This is a genomic window from Enterococcus sp. AZ149, assembly GCF_051714285.1.
In the GTDB taxonomy this organism is placed as follows: domain Bacteria; phylum Bacillota; class Bacilli; order Lactobacillales; family Enterococcaceae; genus Enterococcus_D; species Enterococcus_D entomosocium.
In genome coordinates this window covers 3,483,702-3,500,000 of record NZ_JBIORO010000001.1, presented here as the reverse complement: position 1 = coordinate 3,500,000, position 16,299 = coordinate 3,483,702, and the positions used below count along the sequence as shown (strand labels likewise).

Annotated in this window: 15 protein-coding genes, 8 tRNA genes and 2 rRNA genes (1 of these 25 cut by a window edge); 24 read left to right on the top strand and 1 reads right to left on the bottom strand. The window is 44.9% G+C overall.

From position 1 onward, the window contains the following. The 23 genes from IGI94_RS16250 to IGI94_RS16140 form a co-directional block, all read left to right on the top strand. A 23S ribosomal RNA gene (locus IGI94_RS16250) occupies nucleotides 1–218 on the top strand (it extends 2,697 nt beyond the left edge of the window). Nucleotides 219–299: 81 nt separating this feature from the next. After that, a 5S ribosomal RNA gene (gene rrf, locus IGI94_RS16245) occupies nucleotides 300–415 on the top strand. A gap of 16 nt (nucleotides 416–431) precedes the next feature. Further along, nucleotides 432–504, top strand: a tRNA-Val gene (locus tag IGI94_RS16240). Between the two features lie 3 nt (nucleotides 505–507). After that, nucleotides 508–580 (top strand) — tRNA-Lys (locus IGI94_RS16235). A gap of 14 nt (nucleotides 581–594) precedes the next feature. Beyond that, nucleotides 595–676: transfer RNA gene (locus IGI94_RS16230), tRNA-Leu, on the top strand. A 7-nt stretch (nucleotides 677–683) separates the two neighbouring features. Beyond that, nucleotides 684–756 (top strand) — tRNA-Thr (locus IGI94_RS16225). Between the two features lie 10 nt (nucleotides 757–766). Then, nucleotides 767–838 (top strand) — tRNA-Gly (locus IGI94_RS16220). Between the two features lie 18 nt (nucleotides 839–856). Then, a tRNA-Leu gene (locus IGI94_RS16215) sits at nucleotides 857–942 on the top strand. A gap of 11 nt (nucleotides 943–953) precedes the next feature. Continuing rightward, nucleotides 954–1,027: transfer RNA gene (locus IGI94_RS16210), tRNA-Arg, on the top strand. Nucleotides 1,028–1,057: 30 nt separating this feature from the next. Further along, a tRNA-Pro gene (locus tag IGI94_RS16205) sits at nucleotides 1,058–1,131 on the top strand. A gap of 102 nt (nucleotides 1,132–1,233) precedes the next feature. Further along, on the top strand, nucleotides 1,234–2,118 hold the full coding sequence (rsgA, locus tag IGI94_RS16200; RefSeq protein WP_086332823.1) for a ribosome small subunit-dependent GTPase A: 885 nt from the start codon (nucleotides 1,234–1,236) through the stop codon (nucleotides 2,116–2,118). A gap of 9 nt (nucleotides 2,119–2,127) precedes the next feature. Continuing rightward, nucleotides 2,128–2,781, top strand: coding sequence for a ribulose-phosphate 3-epimerase (gene rpe / locus IGI94_RS16195; protein WP_438899964.1), 654 nt, complete (start codon nucleotides 2,128–2,130; stop codon nucleotides 2,779–2,781). Next, the gene (locus IGI94_RS16190; RefSeq protein WP_016612034.1) at nucleotides 2,782–3,414 is read left to right on the top strand and encodes a thiamine diphosphokinase; all 633 of its coding nucleotides are present in this window, start codon (nucleotides 2,782–2,784) and stop codon (nucleotides 3,412–3,414) included. Between the two features lie 142 nt (nucleotides 3,415–3,556). Further along, nucleotides 3,557–4,414, top strand: coding sequence for a rod shape-determining protein MreC (gene mreC / locus IGI94_RS16185; RefSeq protein ID WP_005232949.1), 858 nt, complete (start codon nucleotides 3,557–3,559; stop codon nucleotides 4,412–4,414). Between the two features lie 2 nt (nucleotides 4,415–4,416). Further along, on the top strand, nucleotides 4,417–4,926 hold the full coding sequence (gene mreD / locus IGI94_RS16180) for a rod shape-determining protein MreD (protein ID WP_005232950.1): 510 nt from the start codon (nucleotides 4,417–4,419) through the stop codon (nucleotides 4,924–4,926). 185 nt (nucleotides 4,927–5,111) lie between these two features. Beyond that, nucleotides 5,112–6,473: an NlpC/P60 family protein gene (locus IGI94_RS16175; RefSeq protein ID WP_429947910.1), complete on the top strand. Its 1,362-nt coding sequence runs from the start codon at nucleotides 5,112–5,114 to the stop codon at nucleotides 6,471–6,473. 69 nt (nucleotides 6,474–6,542) lie between these two features. Continuing rightward, nucleotides 6,543–8,291 carry a PTS sugar transporter gene (locus IGI94_RS16170; RefSeq protein ID WP_194199866.1) on the top strand — a complete coding sequence of 583 codons (1,749 nt, stop codon included), beginning with the start codon at nucleotides 6,543–6,545 and terminating at the stop codon, nucleotides 8,289–8,291. Then, a complete protein-coding gene (locus IGI94_RS16165) occupies nucleotides 8,272–10,302 on the top strand; it encodes a BglG family transcription antiterminator (protein WP_194199865.1) in 2,031 nt (676 codons plus the stop codon). Before IGI94_RS16170 ends, IGI94_RS16165 begins: the two co-directional genes overlap by 20 nt. Before the next feature lie 12 nt (nucleotides 10,303–10,314). Then, nucleotides 10,315–10,749: a PTS sugar transporter subunit IIA gene (locus IGI94_RS16160; RefSeq protein WP_016612038.1), complete on the top strand. Its 435-nt coding sequence runs from the start codon at nucleotides 10,315–10,317 to the stop codon at nucleotides 10,747–10,749. 315 nt (nucleotides 10,750–11,064) lie between these two features. After that, nucleotides 11,065–12,837: a PTS mannitol transporter subunit IICBA gene (locus IGI94_RS16155; protein ID WP_008381681.1), complete on the top strand. Its 1,773-nt coding sequence runs from the start codon at nucleotides 11,065–11,067 to the stop codon at nucleotides 12,835–12,837. Between the two features lie 15 nt (nucleotides 12,838–12,852). Continuing rightward, a complete protein-coding gene (locus IGI94_RS16150) occupies nucleotides 12,853–13,290 on the top strand; it encodes a PTS sugar transporter subunit IIA (protein WP_008381683.1) in 438 nt (145 codons plus the stop codon). Between the two features lie 22 nt (nucleotides 13,291–13,312). After that, nucleotides 13,313–14,461, top strand: a complete 1,149-nt coding sequence (locus tag IGI94_RS16145; RefSeq protein WP_008381686.1) for a mannitol-1-phosphate 5-dehydrogenase — start codon at nucleotides 13,313–13,315, stop codon at nucleotides 14,459–14,461. 175 nt (nucleotides 14,462–14,636) lie between these two features. Next, complete coding sequence (locus tag IGI94_RS16140; RefSeq protein ID WP_005232957.1) at nucleotides 14,637–14,936, top strand: hypothetical protein; 300 nt, start codon at nucleotides 14,637–14,639, stop codon at nucleotides 14,934–14,936. Between the two features lie 137 nt (nucleotides 14,937–15,073). On the opposite strand, the gene IGI94_RS16135 is transcribed toward IGI94_RS16140, so the two are convergent. Then, nucleotides 15,074–15,586 (bottom strand): type 1 glutamine amidotransferase domain-containing protein, encoded by a 513-nt coding sequence (locus IGI94_RS16135; protein ID WP_016612040.1) that lies wholly within the window; start codon nucleotides 15,584–15,586, stop codon nucleotides 15,074–15,076. 125 nt (nucleotides 15,587–15,711) lie between these two features. On the opposite strand from IGI94_RS16135, the gene IGI94_RS16130 reads away from it, so the two are divergent. Next, on the top strand, nucleotides 15,712–16,263 hold the full coding sequence (locus IGI94_RS16130; RefSeq protein ID WP_034871948.1) for a hypothetical protein: 552 nt from the start codon (nucleotides 15,712–15,714) through the stop codon (nucleotides 16,261–16,263). The last annotated feature ends 36 nt before the right edge of the window (nucleotides 16,264–16,299 follow it).

Genomic DNA, 16,299 nt, shown 5'->3' with positions numbered 1-16,299 from the left:
CTGGTGTACCAGTTGTCTCGCCAGAGGCATCGCTGGGTAGCTATGTAGGGAAGGGATAAACGCTGAAAGCATCTAAGTGTGAAGCCCACCTCAAGATGAGATTTCCCATTTCTTTAAGAAAGTAAGATCCCTGAGAGATGATCAGGTAGATAGGTCAGAAGTGGAAGGCCAGTGATGGTTGGAGCGGACTGATACTAATCGATCGAGGACTTAACCAAAAAGAAAAAAGCACGTAAACTCGTAGAGTTTTGATTTCTTCGATCCAGTTTTGAGTGAGCAACACTTACTCAATTGAATAGTGTGGTGGCGATAGCAAGAAGGATACACCTGTAACCATGCCGAACACAGAAGTTAAGCTTCTTAGCGCCGATTGTAGTGAAGGGTTTCCCTTTGTGAGAGTAGGACGTCGCCACGCGTTTTTTTTACCTTATGGGGGTTTAGCTCAGCTGGGAGAGCATCTGCCTTACAAGCAGAGGGTCAGCGGTTCGATCCCGTTAACCCCCATATGAGTCGTTAGCTCAGTTGGTAGAGCATCTGACTTTTAATCAGAGGGTCACAGGTTCGAGCCCTGTACGACTCATAGTAATAACCTATGCGGGTGTGGCGGAATTGGCAGACGCACTAGATTTAGGATCTAGCGCCTTCGGGCGTGGGGGTTCAAGTCCCTTCACCCGCACTTCATTGCCGGCTTAGCTCAGTTGGTAGAGCATCTGATTTGTAATCAGAGGGTCGAGGGTTCAAGTCCTTTAGCCGGCATCAGGAATACGCGGAAATAGCTCAGTGGTAGAGCACCACCTTGCCAAGGTGGGGGTCGCGGGTTCGAACCCCGTTTTCCGCTTTGCCTTAGCAATTTTCAGCCGGGGTGGCGGAACTGGCAGACGCACAGGACTTAAAATCCTGCGGTGAGTGATCACCGTACCGGTTCGATTCCGGTCCTCGGCATTTCATAATATGCGCCCATAGCTCAATTGGATAGAGTGTTTGACTACGGATCAAAAGGTTAGGGGTTCGACTCCTCTTGGGCGCGTAGTCTTTTTATTTGTTTCATTTTTATTATCGGGAAGTAGCTCAGCTTGGTAGAGCACTTGGTTTGGGACCAAGGGGTCGCAGGTTCGAATCCTGTCTTCCCGATTTTTTGATGCCTGAAGCATTCGCTTCAGGCTTTTTTGTGTTTTCAGCCAGTGAGAAGACCTGAAAATATGATACAATAGTAAAAAACGAGGAGGAAATTGTTTGAAGGGACAAATCATCAAAGCGCTAAGCGGATTTTATTATGTGGCATCAGAAGATGAAATCTTTCAAACCCGCGCTCGAGGAAATTTTCGAAATCGAAAAATCACTCCTTTGGTTGGGGATGAAGTGATTTTTGAAAGCAGCAATCAAACAGACGGCTATCTTTTAGAGATCTTGCCGCGAAAAAATGAGCTGGTTCGACCGCCAGTCGCAAATGTGGATCAAGGAGTGGTCGTGACAAGTCTAGTTGAGCCGAACTTTTCCTATAATCTATTGGATCGCTTTTTGGTGACCTTAGAGTATGAGGGGATCGAACCGATCATCTTTTTGACAAAAGCGGATCTTGTGAAAGATCTTGCCGCAATGAAAGCAATTGAGGAGACCTATCAAGCAATTGGCTACCACGTGATCACGTCAAAAGCAGAAGGCGAAGATCTATTGGAACTTCAACGGTACTTCCCTGAGCGGATCACTGTCTTTATGGGGCAATCCGGTGCTGGAAAGTCTACGCTATTGAATCGAATCGTCCCGGAATTGGCATTGGAAACAGGAGTGATCTCAGAATCTCTCGGACGGGGGAAACATACGACCCGTCATGTGGAGCTTTTGCCGATTTGTGATGGATTGGTTGCCGATACACCAGGATTTAGTTCGATCGATTTTCTGGAAATCGAAGCAGTAGAGTTACCAAAGCTCTTCCCTGATTTTTTAGCAGTAGCTTCCAACTGCCGCTTTAGGGAGTGTATGCACCTCAATGAACCTGATTGTGCAGTTAAACAGGGAGTTGCAGCAAATGAGATTGCTGCAACTCGTTACAAAAACTACGTGCAATTTTTAGAAGAGATTGAAAACCGACGTCCGGTTTATAAAAAGAAGAAAAAGTGAGGGAAAAGCATGATGAAACTAGCACCATCTATTTTAAGTGCCGATTTTGCAAATCTTCAAAGAGACATTGAGCTGGTAGAGCGCCATGGCGCAGATTACATTCACGTAGACGTGATGGACGGTCATTTCGTTCCTAATATTACCTTAGGCCCAAACATCGTTAAAGCGATTCGCCCAGTTACCAAGCTGCCGTTGGATGTTCATCTAATGATCACCGAGCCAGAAAAGTATATCCATGCCTTCGCGGAAGCTGGAGCAGATATCATTGGTATCCACGCGGAAGCAACGCCTCATATCCATCGTGCGATCCAAATGATTGTGGCAGAAAATGTCAAAGCAGAAATCGTCATCAACCCAGGTACACCAGTTTCAGCCATTGAACATGTTTTATCCATGTGTGATCAAGTGTTAGTTATGACGGTTAATCCAGGGTTTGGTGGGCAATCCTTTATTGAAGAATCACTGGAAAAAATTGCGGCGCTGGCTGCTTTAAAAGAAGAAAAAGGCTACCATTATGATATCGAAGTAGATGGCGGGATCGTTCCTGAGACAGCCAAACGCTGCCTGGCAGCAGGCGCAAATGTCTTTGTAGCAGGAAGCTATATTTACGATGCCGATGAACCTGCGGCGCAAATCAGAGCCTTGAAAGAAGCTTTGCAATAAATGAAGATTTTGTTAGCGGCAGGTGGAAGTCCTGAAAATTGGCCACAGTTGATGGCGTATGATAAATACATTGGAATTGATCGTGGGGCCCTGTTTTTGCTTCAGCACCAACGGCCAGTCGATCTGGCAATCGGTGATTTCGACTCCCTGACCGCAGCAGAACTGCAAGCGGTCAAACAACAAGTTAAGACAGTGATCCAAGCCCCTGCTGAAAAAGATGATACAGATACTCAATTGGCATTGGTTGAGACGTTGCGTCTTTATCCAGAAGCGCAAATCGACGTGATTGGTGCAACGGGGGGACGCCTTGACCATCTTTTAGCCAATCTGTGGTTAGTTTTAGAAGATCGGTTTCGTCCATTTGCCCCAAATTTGCGTTTTTTAGATCGTCAAAATGTCGTTCAGTTCTTTTTACCAGGCACCTATCAATTGGAAAAAGAACCTGGGATGCAGTATTTGGCGTATTGCTGTTTGACGCCGGTAACAGATTTGACGTTAACAGGTAGCAAGTATTTATTAGAAAACGTCCAAGTACCGTACCCAACTTCTTATGCTAGCAATGAATTTCTGACACAAACAGCAGGTTTTTCCTTTAGCAGCGGGATGATAGCAGTCATTCAAAGTTGTGATTAAGAGACGGAACGTCTCTTTTTTTTGTTGAAAATTTCAGAAACTTAATTACAAAAAAAACATTAAGACGGACAACTTAGCTTTTGTTTGCAGGGTATTAATGGTAAAATTGGAACTACAGTTTGGAATTATTTGAGGTGTCTTTGTGAAAAAGTTTAATCCTAATAAAAATATTATCATCACATTGATTATTGTGATTTTAGTTGTCACCGTATTAAGCGTGACGATCGCCCGCCGAGCAGCGGGAAACTCCACCAATGCCGTGCAATCTACGGTCAATGACTCCGTTGGCTTTATCGATAAAATGATTACCGCTCCTTTTCGTTGGATCGAAAATGGTGCCAATTCAGTCAAAAATTTGTTTGTGACCTATGAAGAAAATGAACGTTTAAAAGAGAAATTGGACAGTTTTGAGGAACTGGAACAAGCGAAGGACAATGCGCAAAGAGAAATCGATGCCTTGAAAGAAGAGCTAGAGCTGAATGCAACCTTGACGAATTATGAACGGATCTCCGCCAATGTCATCAATCGGTCACCTGATACTTGGCAAGATATGCTGATCGTGGACCGCGGCTCAAGAGATGGTGTTGAGGTCAACATGGCAGTCATGTCGCAAAAAGGCTTGATTGGTCGTGTCATTGAGGTCAATGCAGCTTCTTCTAAAATTGAACTTTTGACTTCTGAAAACCAGAATTCCAACCACTATCCGGTTCGGATCAGCGGCGAAGATGGGTCAAACTTTGGGATCCTAAGTAGTTACGATCAAAAAGAACGTTCCTTAGTCATTACCCAATTGACGGGGGACAATGAGCTGAAGGAAGGCGATGTCGTGCAGACCTCTGGATTAGGAGGAAACTCGCCCGCCGACTTAGCGATCGGAACAGTGATCCGTACCACCAAAGATGAGTTTGGTCTTGATACCCAAGTATTTGTAAAACCGTATGCCCAAATGTATGATATTCAAGCAGTAACGATTATCAAACGCTTGGCAGGTGAGGAATAGCCATGAAAAAGCATGACTACATCAAATACCTGGCAGCAGGCGTCTTCTTTTTGATGATGTTGGCAGATGGACAACTGACGCGTTTTTTGGAAAAATGGACCCAAGACAATTATATCGCCAGTGCGCATCTTTTATTGATCGCCCTTTTATGTGGCGCGAAGTATTTGCCGAAAAACTTTTTGATCACCACGGCGCTGGTGATCGGCTGTCTCTATGACGTGTATTATGTCGGTGTGATCGGCATCTACACGGTGGCGTTTCCCTTGATCGTGTGGATTATGTATATTTTGAAAAATACGCTTTATCAAAATGTATTTACCATGTTTTTCGGAATGATCATCTTTGTTACAAGCTTAGAAGTTGTAACATTGGGGGTTCAATTGCTGTTTAAGATCGCATCAGTTAGCACGTCATTCTTTGTTTCCCGCTTTCTAGCACCAACGCTTTTATTGAACATCCTTTTGTTTATCCTTTTAGTCATTCCATTCATGAAGCTATTCAAAGACGAATAGCTTCATTTTTTTTGCGTTTGACTGTATAAAAATAACAGCGATTGAAATGTTTTTGTAATATTCCTTTTATCTCTCTGACATACGGCTGTGTTACAATCACACTATCGTGAAGGACTTTAGGTATTCTTAAGCATTTATACATAAAAAAACCATATTAGGGGAAGCAACAGCCGGAGGAATGAAGAGTGAAAAAGCGAATTTTATCTTTATTGTTAGTAAGTTCAATTGTTCTTACTTCTGCAGCAGCACCGACACTTGTCTTTGCATCAGATTTTGACAATAAAATTGAAGAAAAAAATCAAGAGATCTCTGACTTGCAAAACCAGCAAGCGAGCATCCAGTCACAAGTAGCAACACTTGAAAGCGACGTGACTGCAATCAATGAAAAAGCCCAAACTTTGTTGCAACAACAAGGGGATTTGCGTGCGGATTCTGAAAAGTTGAAGCAAGAAATTGCTGATTTGAAAGTCAGGATCGAAAAGCGTGAAGAAGCGATCCAAAAACAAGCCCGTGACGTTCAAGTCAATGGTCAAAGCACGAACTTTATTGATGCAGTATTAGAAGCTGACTCTTTAACAGATGCTATTGGCCGTGTGCAAGCAATGACGACGATCGTCAATGCTAACAAAGATCTTGTGGATCAACAAAAGGCAGACCAAGAAGCAGTTGAAGCGAAGAAAGCAGAAAACGACGATAAATTGGCAGAAATCGCAGCGAACCAATTTGAATTAGAAACACAATTAGGGGATCTACAAGCCAAACAAGCCGATTTAAATGTTTTACAAGCGGAATTGGCTGTTCAACAAGCATCTAAAGAAGATGAAAAAGCTGATTTAGAAAAACAAAAAGAAGAATACGAAGCAGAACAAGCACGCATCGCTGCAGAAGAAGCGGCGGCGGCGGCAGCTCGTGAACAAGCAGCACAAGAAGCAGCGGCTCAAGAAGCGGCAGCAGCTGAAGCAGCTACTCAGGAAGCAGCATCAAGCGAGTCTTCAACGTCGAATTCAACGACATCAAACTCAACAACAAATTCTAGTACGACGACTGATACTACGCAAGGCAGTTCATCACAAGGTGGCGGTTCAACAAATACGACACCATCGACTCCTGCCAACAATAACAATAGCAATAACAACCAAGGATCGAACAATAGCGGCAATGGTGCAAGCAATACTCCTGCACCCGCACAAACGGTCAACGGTTCAGCAATCGTAGCAGAAGCAATGAAATACATTGGTACTCCTTATGTATGGGGTGGTACGACACCAGACGGCTTTGACTGTTCTGGCTTTACACAATATGTATTTGCTAAAGTTGGGATCTCATTACCACGGGTAACTTACGCACAAGAATTTTCTGGTACGGTGATTTCGATCAATGAAGCAAAAGCTGGTGACTTGTTATTCTGGGGTAGCCGCGGAAGCACACACCACGTGGCGATCGCTATGGGTAACGGACAATACGTTCATGCACCAACACCAGGTCAAAATGTTTCTGTTAGCAGTTACTCTTATTACTCACCAGATTTCGCGGTACGCGTAAACTAAATCAATTGAAGCTATTTCAAAAGCTGGCGTTTTACGTCAGCTTTTTTTGATTTCTGTTTTAAAAAACGTATGCTTTTTTTGTTTTCAGTCTTGCCAGAACATCTTATAATAGAGAAGAGAAAGGAAGCGGATAAAATGAACAAGACCTCGTCTTCCAGAGAAAAAATGATAACGGTTAAGTTTTATACGAATTATCTTTCTCGCATGATGATGCCGAATTTAAGTATTTTTATTGCGTGGATGCTGATTTCATTCCTGCTGCCTTTTTTTTCAGTCGATCAACAAGTGATCCAGCAAATGGAACAAGGGGTCTTGACTGTGTTGCTGCCCCTCATGATTGCTTATACAGGTGGGCAAATGTTGGCACCTGAGCGAGGTGGGGTCGTAGGAGCAGTGGCGGTCTTAGGGGCTATTCTCGCAACGGAAATTCCCCAAGTCTTTGGGGCGATGCTACTGGGACCACTGGCAGGCTGGCTGTTGTATCGCAGTGATTCGATCGTGAGCAAAGTCAAAAGTGGCTATGAGATGCTGGTGCGCAATTTTATTGCAGGTGCGCTTGGCGGACTCCTTTTTTTAGGTAGTTATTTCCTATTGGCGCCGCTTTTTAATTGGTTCAGTCTCGGCAGCTATCAGCTCGTTGATTATTTCGTTCGGCAAAATGTCTTGCCCTTTATTCATATCATTGTAGAACCATTGAAGGTTTTGTTTTTTAATAATATTGTCAACCATGGACTATTTACGCCGCTAGGAATCGAAGCCGCGGCAGTTAACGGTCAGTCGGTTTTATTTTTGATCGAGGCCAACCCCGGTCCAGGATTAGGGGTCTTAGCGGCGTATCTTTTCTTTGGTTCAAAGCGAAACCGAACGAATGCCGCAGCATCCATTTTTGTGCAGGCCATTGGCGGGATTCATGAAGTCTATTTCCCGTTTGTTCTGCTCGATCCTTGGGTGTTGCTCGGTCCGATCGTTGGTGGTTTCAGCGGTACACTGATCTTCCAATTTTTAGGAGTAGGCTTGAGAGCACCGGCGTCCCCGGGCTCGATTTTGGCGATTTTACTCAATACACCGGCTTCTATGATCCTTGGTGTCTTAACTGGGATTGTCGTCAGTACGGTCGTATCGTTTGCGATCGCTAGTGTGCTATTAAAACGGAAGACCAATACAGAAAATGAGGAGCGTAAGATGCCGAAAATGAAGAAAGTCACGGAGATCGTCGTGGCCTGTGACGCAGGGATGGGGTCCAGTGCGATTGGTGCCAGCATACTAAAAAAACAGTTGCAAGAAGCCCAGCTAACGTTTCCTGTCCGCTATCAGTCGATTTATCGTGTGACGGATGATCCCAAGCTGTTAGTGATCACCCAACGGGAATTAGCAGCTATTGCCCAAAAGCAGACACCACATGCACAGCATTATGTGTTAGATAATTTTTTGGCGGCAGATGAGTATGCCCCGCTGATCCAAGAATTACAAAGAAGAGAACAGGATCCGCAAAAATCGCTGCAAACCGAGGCAGCAAGTTCGCTAGGGTTTTCAACGATCATCTTTTTGTATACTGGAAAAAAACGCGGTTCACAAACGATGGCAGTGGAGATACTAAGAAAAATGGCCCGCCAACAAGCGCTTCCTTTGACCATCAAAAAAATGGCATATGAAGGACAAGCTCTTGATCCTAAGACAGTCTATATCCTCCCGAAAGAACTTGCAGAAAAGTGCCCGATCCCAGATGTTCCTTTACTGGTGGTGGATGATTTATTGACGACAGATGCGTATCGTCAGTTACTGACAGAAGGAGTCGACTATGTTTTTGACCAATCGTGAAACACTTTTATTAACGGAATTGATGAATAGTACCGGTCCAGTTTCTTTAGATCGCATGATGCAAGTCTTAAAAGTCAGTAAACGAACGGTGTACCGTGAACTGGCTAATCTAGAAAAATCCTTAGAAACAGTAGATGCTACCTTAGAGAAGGTCGGTCGTGGTCATTTCCAAATTTTTGCATCAGAAACGAGCATTCGCCAATTGCAAGAAGCCATTATGGCAGATACCGATCAAGCATTCGCGGCTAGTGAGCGACAACATCGTATTTTGTTGCAACTGACTACCGCCACGAAGCCTGTATCCAGTCATTTTTTCTTGGAGCGTTACCAAATCAGCAATACGACGTTTTTTTCAGATATCAAACAGCTAGAAGAAAGTCTCGCACGGCTGCCGTTAAGGATCGTGCGCAATCAAGGGTATGAGATCGAAGGCTCCGAAAAATATCGGCGGTTGATCACAGCCAATACACTAGTGATGGAGATCAATGAGTACCAATTTTTCCATTTACTGGAAAGCGATGATGAAGCCCCGTTTATTTTTCAATTTCTGTCCCGCGACCACCTATTACTAGCCCAGCGGTTGATTCGCGAAACCATCGAGCCGCAGTTCAAGGAACTTAGTGACCGCAAATTGGCCTTTATCGTCTTGATGCTGGCGCTAGCCATGGATCGGGTAGCTTTGGGCTATACGGTGGAAGAAGAGACGTACCCGAGTCAGATCAACAAAGACTTGCTGAAGGTGGCGAAAAAGATTTTTGCTCAGATCGCCGAAAAGACCAAACTGCTTTATTCCATCAACGAAATCGTCTTTTTTGCCGTGTTACTAGGTGATTTTGCCAATTCCTTTGACCGTGATTTTTTTGATGACAATTTTGATACCGACTTGGCTTATCGTGTAAAACGCTTGATCGAATTGGTCAGTGAGCAAACGGAAGTGGCGTTTTATGAAGACACGAACTTGTATAAAATGCTGCTGACCCATATCTCAGGAGTAATGACGCGGGCTATTTTAGAAGAAGATCATTTGAACAACCCTATCCTAGAAAAAATCATGAACCAGTATGTCGAGATTGCCAGCGGGATTCGCAATCATCTGCCGCAAGTCTTTCCGCAGCAGCAGTTCTCGGAAGAAGAAATTGCCTATATGGTCCTGCATTTTGCCAATTCGTTGGAAAAAAATCCGAAAGTGTTAGAAGTCAATATTGCAGGGATCTCTCCTAGCGGATTAGCCTCCATCAGTTTGTTAGAGATGCAGCTGCGGAAACATTTTCCCTTTATCAATCAAATCACCTTCTTTCGAGTGGGGGATGTCAAACGGGAAAATATCGAGGAGACCTATGACTTGGTGATCTCGACTTCATTGCTGCCAGGGTATCAAGGAGAGTACAAACTCGTTTCACCGATCCTGCTAGAAGAAGACATTCAAGAGTTGAAGAAGGCCTTCCAAGCCATTAGTCAGAAAAAACGTTCCGCCAAAAAAGCGCCCTCTGCTTTGGTCAAAGAGGAATCCTATGAAGCGGTCTTGGCTTTTATCGAAGCTATTAACCAGCTATTGGCGCTGTTTCAAGTGCAGGCGATTGATAACCCAGCGGACTTGGAAGAAACGTTGCAGCTGGTGCTGACGTCTTTTGATGCACATGTTGTTTTAGATCGTGAGAAAGTTGTTGATCGTCTCTTAAGGCGCTACTTCCAAGCGCCAGTGGGCATTCCTGACACCCACTTTGCCTTGTTTCACGCGGCGAGTTCGGCGATCCTGCAACCTGTTTTTCGTATTTTCGATTTGAAACAGCCGCTGCCACTTCTAGCGATGGATAAAAAAGAAATCGCTGTTACCCGTTTATTAGTCATGCTGGCGCCCTATCCTATCAATGAAACAAGCTCTCAGATGTTAGGGAAGATCAGTGGTTCGATCATTATGAATGATCTAAATACGGAGATTTTTAATTCCGGCAATGATTCGATTATTTATCAGTTACTCTCTTCGCTCTTGATTGAAGAAGTAAAACAATAGGAGGGATCAGCGATGTATATTCCACAGGAGCGGATTTTGTTGGATCAACACTTTACCGATGCCACAGAGGCTCTGACAAAAATTGGCGAGTACTTAGTCAACCAGGAGATCGTCTCTTTACCTTATGTCAAAAGCCTTTTGCGGCGCCATCAAAAAACAGGTGTTTACATCGGTAACTTTGTTGCATTGCCCCATGGGGAAGAAGAAGCCCAGCAATGGATCAAGGAAGAAGGGCTCTTTTTGATCCAAGTGCCGGATGGCGTCGACTTTGGCACGAAGGAGCAACCCAAAATCGCTACGATCCTTTTCGTAGTCGTCTTAAAAGAGCAGCAATTAGCTGTTTTGCAAGAAATCGCCTTTTTTTGTTCCGATATGCAAAATGTTCGGGCGCTTAGTGATGCCGAATCGGTTGAAGAGATCCAACAGATTTTGCTTGCAGAAGAATAAGCGGTCAGTAGCAGACTGGCTTGTAACAAGAGAAGCGAACGAAATGAGTGAATGAGCTGCCTCCGTGTGCTCGCTCTTTCTACCTTGTGTAGAAGGAGCGGGTACACGTTTTTTTTTGTGTTTTGGCAAAAACCAGATAGAAATGCTCCACGTGAAACATAACAAAAATAAGCGAGTGCAGGGGCTACTCGCCTTTTTTTGTTCTATCCGTTTGGCTACAAGTTTTGGCACAGTTTTTTGTGACAAAGTACGACTTTCGACCGTTTTGGGAAGCGCCTACAATAAGGGTGTAAGCAGACGAGAGGAGAGAAAAAAATGGAACAGACACAAAAAGCAGCCAAATCATCAGTAAAAGCAAAAGTTCAAAAATTAGGCAGTACGTTGTCGAGTATGGTGATGCCGAATATCGGCGCATTGATTGCATGGGGTGTATTAACGGCATTATTTATTCCAGATGGGTATTTACCAAATGAAGCCTTTGCAACGATGGTCGGTCCAATGCTGACGTATTTGATCCCAATCTTGATCGGGTATACCGGCGGGAAAGTGATTGCTGGCGACCGCGGGGCCGTGGTTGGGGCGATCGCGACGATGGGGGTCATCGTCGGAACGGATATCCCAATGCTATTGGGTGCGATGATCATGGGTCCTTTAGGCGGTTGGGTCATCAAGAAATTTGACGAGATCTTCCAAGACAAAGTTCGCGCTGGCTTTGAAATGTTGGTCAACAACTTTTCATCAGGTTTGATCGGCTTTGCCTTAGCATTACTGGGCTTTGTAGCAATCGGACCAGTTGTTAACACCTTGACACAAGCAATGGCAGCAGGGGTAGAAGTGATCGTCAATGCCCACTTGATTCCATTAGCCAATATTTTTATTGAACCAGCAAAAATCCTATTCTTAAACAATGCCATCAACCATGGAATTTTGACACCACTAGGTACTGAGCAAGTCAGCGAATTTGGGAAATCGATTCTTTACTTATTAGAAGCCAATCCTGGACCTGGTTTAGGAGTCTTGCTAGCCTTCACTTTCTTCGGAAAAGGAGCAGCGAAATCTTCGGCACCTGGAGCGATCATCATTCACTTTATCGGTGGGATCCATGAGATCTACTTCCCATACGTCATGATGAAACCATTGATGTTCTTAGCAGTGATTGCCGGCGGTGTATCAGGAAGCTTTACCTTCCAATTGCTAGGTGCAGGCTTACGGGCACCTGCTTCACCAGGTTCGATCATTGCGATCTTAGCAATGACGCCATTCAACTCGGTGATGAGTGTCGTTTCTGTCTTAGCCGGAATTGCCGTAGGAGCAGGCGTATCCTTTATCGTCGCTGCCGCGATCTTGAAAGCAGATGCGAAGGATACAGTGGATAATTTTGAAGAAAAAGTACAACAAACGCAAGCAGCAAAACTCAGCGCTAAAGGCTTGGCGGCTCAACCAATGACTGGCATCAATCGTATCATCTTCGCATGTGATGCAGGCATGGGCTCCAGTGCTATGGGGGCATCGATCTTACGTAAAAAAGTCAAAGAAGCGGGTCTTCCACAAAATGTCTCGAATTCCGCCATCAACAATTTGACGGACGATGCCAATACGCTGATCGTCACTCAAGAAGAATTGCAAGAACGTGCCAAACAAAAAGCGCCAAATGCGACCTTCGTCGCGGTTGAAAATTTCCTGAACTCTCCACGGTACGATGAAATCGTAGCCACATTGTCAGGGACTAAGACAGCGGGGGAGTCAGAAAAAACGTCTGAAGCAGGCAACCAGGCAGATGTTCCTTCCGCCAATGACCTTAAGCAAGTCAGTGAAATCATTTTGGCCCACGATGATCGCAAAGGTTCGGCAACGATGGCTCAGAAAGTCTTCCAAGATCTTTTAGCCAAAGAAGCTCTGACGATGCCGATCAGAAAAAGCCATATCAATGATCTCCATGCCAACGCCTCTTCCCTGGTGATCACAAAAGAAGCCTTAACGCCGCAAGCGCAAACTTCAGCGCCAGAAGCGATCCACCTATCCGTTAATAATCTGATGGGAACGACGAACTATCAACGGATCGTGGCATCGATCAAAGCAGCGAATTAAGAAAGGATGAGCCGAATGCAAGTATTAGAAAAAGACATGATTGAATTGAACAAACAATTTGCGACCAAAGAAGAAGCCATTCGTTACTGCGGCGAAAAATTGCTGGCGGCAGGCTGTGTGGAAGAAGAATACGTCGAAGCCATGCTTGAGCGTGACGAGATGCTCTCAGTCTATATGGGGAACTTTATTGCGATTCCTCACGGCACGGATGAAGCCAAAAAATACGTCAAAAAATCAGGTATCTGTATCGTGCAAGTACCTGATGGCGTGAATTTCGGTACCGCGGACGAAGAAAAAATCGTCACCGTTCTTTTCGGCATCGCGGGAAAAGGGGAAGATCATCTGCAATTGGTCCAACAAATCGCCCTCTTTTGCAGTGATATCGATAACGTCGTCGAATTGGCGGATGCTTTGGATAAAGAAGAAATCGCCCAAAGTTTGACCGTAGCATAAGGATTTAAGGAGGAGACAAGACATGAAGGCAGTTCACTTTGGTGCAGGTAATATTGGTCGCGGCTTTATCGGCGAGATATTGGCTGCCAACAACTTTGAAATCACATTTATTGATGTCAATGAAACGATCATTGACGCCTTAAAAGCAAGACAAGGGTATACCATCGAATTAGCCGATGAGACCCAAGAACAGATCCACATCGAGCATGTGACAGGATTGAACAATGCCAAAGAACCAGAAGCGGTGATCCAAGCGATCGCCGAGGCAGACATCCTTACGACCGCCATTGGTCCCAACATTTTGCCGCATATCGCTGAGCTGATCGCCAAAGGCTTAGAAGCACGTCAGCAACACCCAGACAAGCCAGCCATTGATGTGATCGCCTGTGAGAATATGATCGGCGGATCGACCTTTTTAAAAAGCGAAGTGCAAAAATACATTGCGGATTGGTCAGCGTTGGAAGCGACGGTTGGTTTTCCAGATGCAGCGGTGGATCGCATCGTACCGCTGCAGCACCATGAAGATCCCTTATTCGTTCAAGTAGAACCCTTCTGCGAATGGGTGATCCAAGAGTCTGGGATGAAATCCTCGATCCATCTGCAAGGGGTCCATTATGTGGCGGATCTGGAACCGTATATTGAACGGAAATTATTCAGTGTCAATACGGGTCATGCCACGGTAGCGTACACAGGCGCCCTCCAAGGCTATCAGACGATCGATGAAGCGATGCAGGATCATTTAGTGGTGATCCAATTAAAATCCGTTCTCGAAGAAACTGGCCGCCTTTTAATTGAGAAATGGGCCTTTGATCCTGAAGAACATGAACGGTATATCGAAAAAATCATCCAACGCTTTAAAAACAAGCACATTTCCGATGCCATCACTCGGGTGGCACGGACACCTGTCCGCAAATTAGGGACCGAAGAACGCTTTATCCGACCAGTCCTTGAGTTAGAAAAACGCAACATGCAGCCAGATCATCTCTATGAAACGATCGGCATGATCTTCAATTACAAAGACCCTGAAGATGAGCAAAGCCAACAGTTACAAGCACTTTTGGATGAAAAATCACTACCGGAAGTCATTGCAGAAATCACTGGCTTGCGTGATGAAGACATGATTGAAACGATCCGACAAAACATTGAAAAATATGCGTATGTTGCCGCATAAAAACGAGTAAAACACAGAACAAGCAGATAAATTGCCGCATCCGTAAAAGTTAGCCCAACAAGCGAGCTTTTGCGGATAGGTCAATTTCTTTCAACGCTTGTTCTGTGTTTTTTTGCTCACCGATTGACCTTTGCTGCCAACTTGACGATAATAAGAAAAGAAATGAGGGAGAGCAATGGAACGATGGTTTGAAGAAGCCCAGCTTCAAGTAATTGAGTTGCCGATCGAATGGCAGGAAAACCGTCCCGTCTATCGGGCCTTTATCCGTGAATTGCCGACGATCCAAGGGGAAGGAACTTCGCGGCAAGCTGTTTATCGGCAGTTGGCAGAAGCCTACGCGGCTTACCTTGCCCAACTTCGAGAGGTCAATGAGGCGCAGGAAGAAATGACGTCTTCCTTATTATCGACGGAAGAATTATTGCGCTACTATGATGGCGAGACCTTCGATGGTTTTGAGTTGCCCTCTGACGAGTAACAGGAAACGAGCCATGAACTGAAAACTGAAAAGCTACGCAAGAAAAAACCGCTCAGCTGCAGCTCGATCGATACGAAGGATCAAACGCTGCAACTGGCGGCTTTTTTTCTATCAAAGAAACCACGTCTTATTCGCGGTTAGTTCAATGCCTCAGTAATCGCTTGATTGAAGGCATCTAAGTCATCTGGGTTCCGACTGGTGATCAACCGATAGGTTTCGTCGATCACGACGGGCTCATCTTTGACGGTGGCACCTGCGTAGGCTAAATCTGGTCGCACAGAATCATAAGCCGTCAAGGTCAAATCTTTCGTCAGTCCTGTTTGGATAAACAGTTGTGGGCCGTGGCAAATGGCAAAGACGGGGCGATCAGATGTCAAAAAGTCTTTCGTCAATGACACATAGCGCTCATCGGTCCGTAATTGGTCAGGGGAGAAACCGCCTGGGATCAACAAAGCATCAAAACTGGCGGGATCGATCGTATCGATGGCCGCATCGACGGGAAACGTTCCACCTTGTTTGCCTTTTACGGTCTCGGTGCCTTCATTACTAATAACGACTACTTCATGTCCGGCCGCTTCCAGTGCTTCTTTTGGTGACGTCAACTCAACATCTTCTACTAGATCAGTGACAATAATAGCAACTTTACTCATTCGATCTCCTCCTTATTACTTGATGAACAATTTGTTCACCTGCTATTATTTATGCTAACGAAGATTTTCGCTGTTGACAAATCATCTGTTTTGTCCGCAGCTTGAAAAAGAAAGAAGGCAACGCCATGGCAACGATCCAACTATTTATCTCTGATACTCCCCTTTGCTTTGAAAAAGCGGAATTCATTTTTATGGAAGAAACATTTGTCATCGAGAAACAGCAACTATTTGAAAAAGTCGATGCGGTGATGCATCAAGAGGTATCCTCGTCCTTGGTTTCATTGGTAGAAAAAGCCCTTTTGACGCTAGAAGCGATCGGGGAAGAAGAGGATTATTTCGACCTGCTTTATTTGACCTATGAGAATACCCGGCGTTCCCTCAGCGGACAGCAATTACTCGCACAGCCGTTTCCAGCTGTAGAGGCAGCCTTGCAGCCGGTCTTTGATGAGTTGGCAGAACCGATCATAGAAAAGTTTTATGAAGAGCTGACCAATCAATTAGAAGAAATCGCTGATGATGAGCTGTTTAGTTCCTACTATCTGGATGATGAGCAAGCGGTGATTCAAATCGATGCGCCGATCCAACATGAAGAAGTAATCGCTTTGCCCGCCCTTTTACGAGATTACCATGGCACGTTGCACCTGACCTTTGAAAAGTTTTATGAATACCTTGTGTAGCGGCGGCAACTGCCGTCGTTATTTTTTGTGAAAACA

What these genes read in the sequence shown, in the direction of transcription:
- IGI94_RS16170 (WP_194199866.1), top strand. Translation starts at nt 6,543, where the DNA reads ATGCTTTTTTTGTTTTCAGTCTTGCCAGAACATCTTATAATAGAGAAG.
- IGI94_RS16190 (WP_016612034.1), top strand. Translation starts at nt 2,782, where the DNA reads ATGAAGATTTTGTTAGCGGCAGGTGGAAGTCCTGAAAATTGGCCACAG.
- mreD (WP_005232950.1), top strand. Translation starts at nt 4,417, where the DNA reads ATGAAAAAGCATGACTACATCAAATACCTGGCAGCAGGCGTCTTCTTT.
- rpe (WP_438899964.1), top strand. Translation starts at nt 2,128, where the DNA reads ATGATGAAACTAGCACCATCTATTTTAAGTGCCGATTTTGCAAATCTT.
- IGI94_RS16155 (WP_008381681.1), top strand. Translation starts at nt 11,065, where the DNA reads ATGGAACAGACACAAAAAGCAGCCAAATCATCAGTAAAAGCAAAAGTT.
- IGI94_RS16165 (WP_194199865.1), top strand. Translation starts at nt 8,272, where the DNA reads ATGTTTTTGACCAATCGTGAAACACTTTTATTAACGGAATTGATGAAT.
- IGI94_RS16150 (WP_008381683.1), top strand. Translation starts at nt 12,853, where the DNA reads ATGCAAGTATTAGAAAAAGACATGATTGAATTGAACAAACAATTTGCG.
- IGI94_RS16135 (WP_016612040.1), bottom strand. Translation starts at nt 15,586, where the DNA reads ATGAGTAAAGTTGCTATTATTGTCACTGATCTAGTAGAAGATGTTGAG.
- IGI94_RS16140 (WP_005232957.1), top strand. Translation starts at nt 14,637, where the DNA reads ATGGAACGATGGTTTGAAGAAGCCCAGCTTCAAGTAATTGAGTTGCCG.
- IGI94_RS16160 (WP_016612038.1), top strand. Translation starts at nt 10,315, where the DNA reads ATGTATATTCCACAGGAGCGGATTTTGTTGGATCAACACTTTACCGAT.
- IGI94_RS16130 (WP_034871948.1), top strand. Translation starts at nt 15,712, where the DNA reads ATGGCAACGATCCAACTATTTATCTCTGATACTCCCCTTTGCTTTGAA.
- IGI94_RS16145 (WP_008381686.1), top strand. Translation starts at nt 13,313, where the DNA reads ATGAAGGCAGTTCACTTTGGTGCAGGTAATATTGGTCGCGGCTTTATC.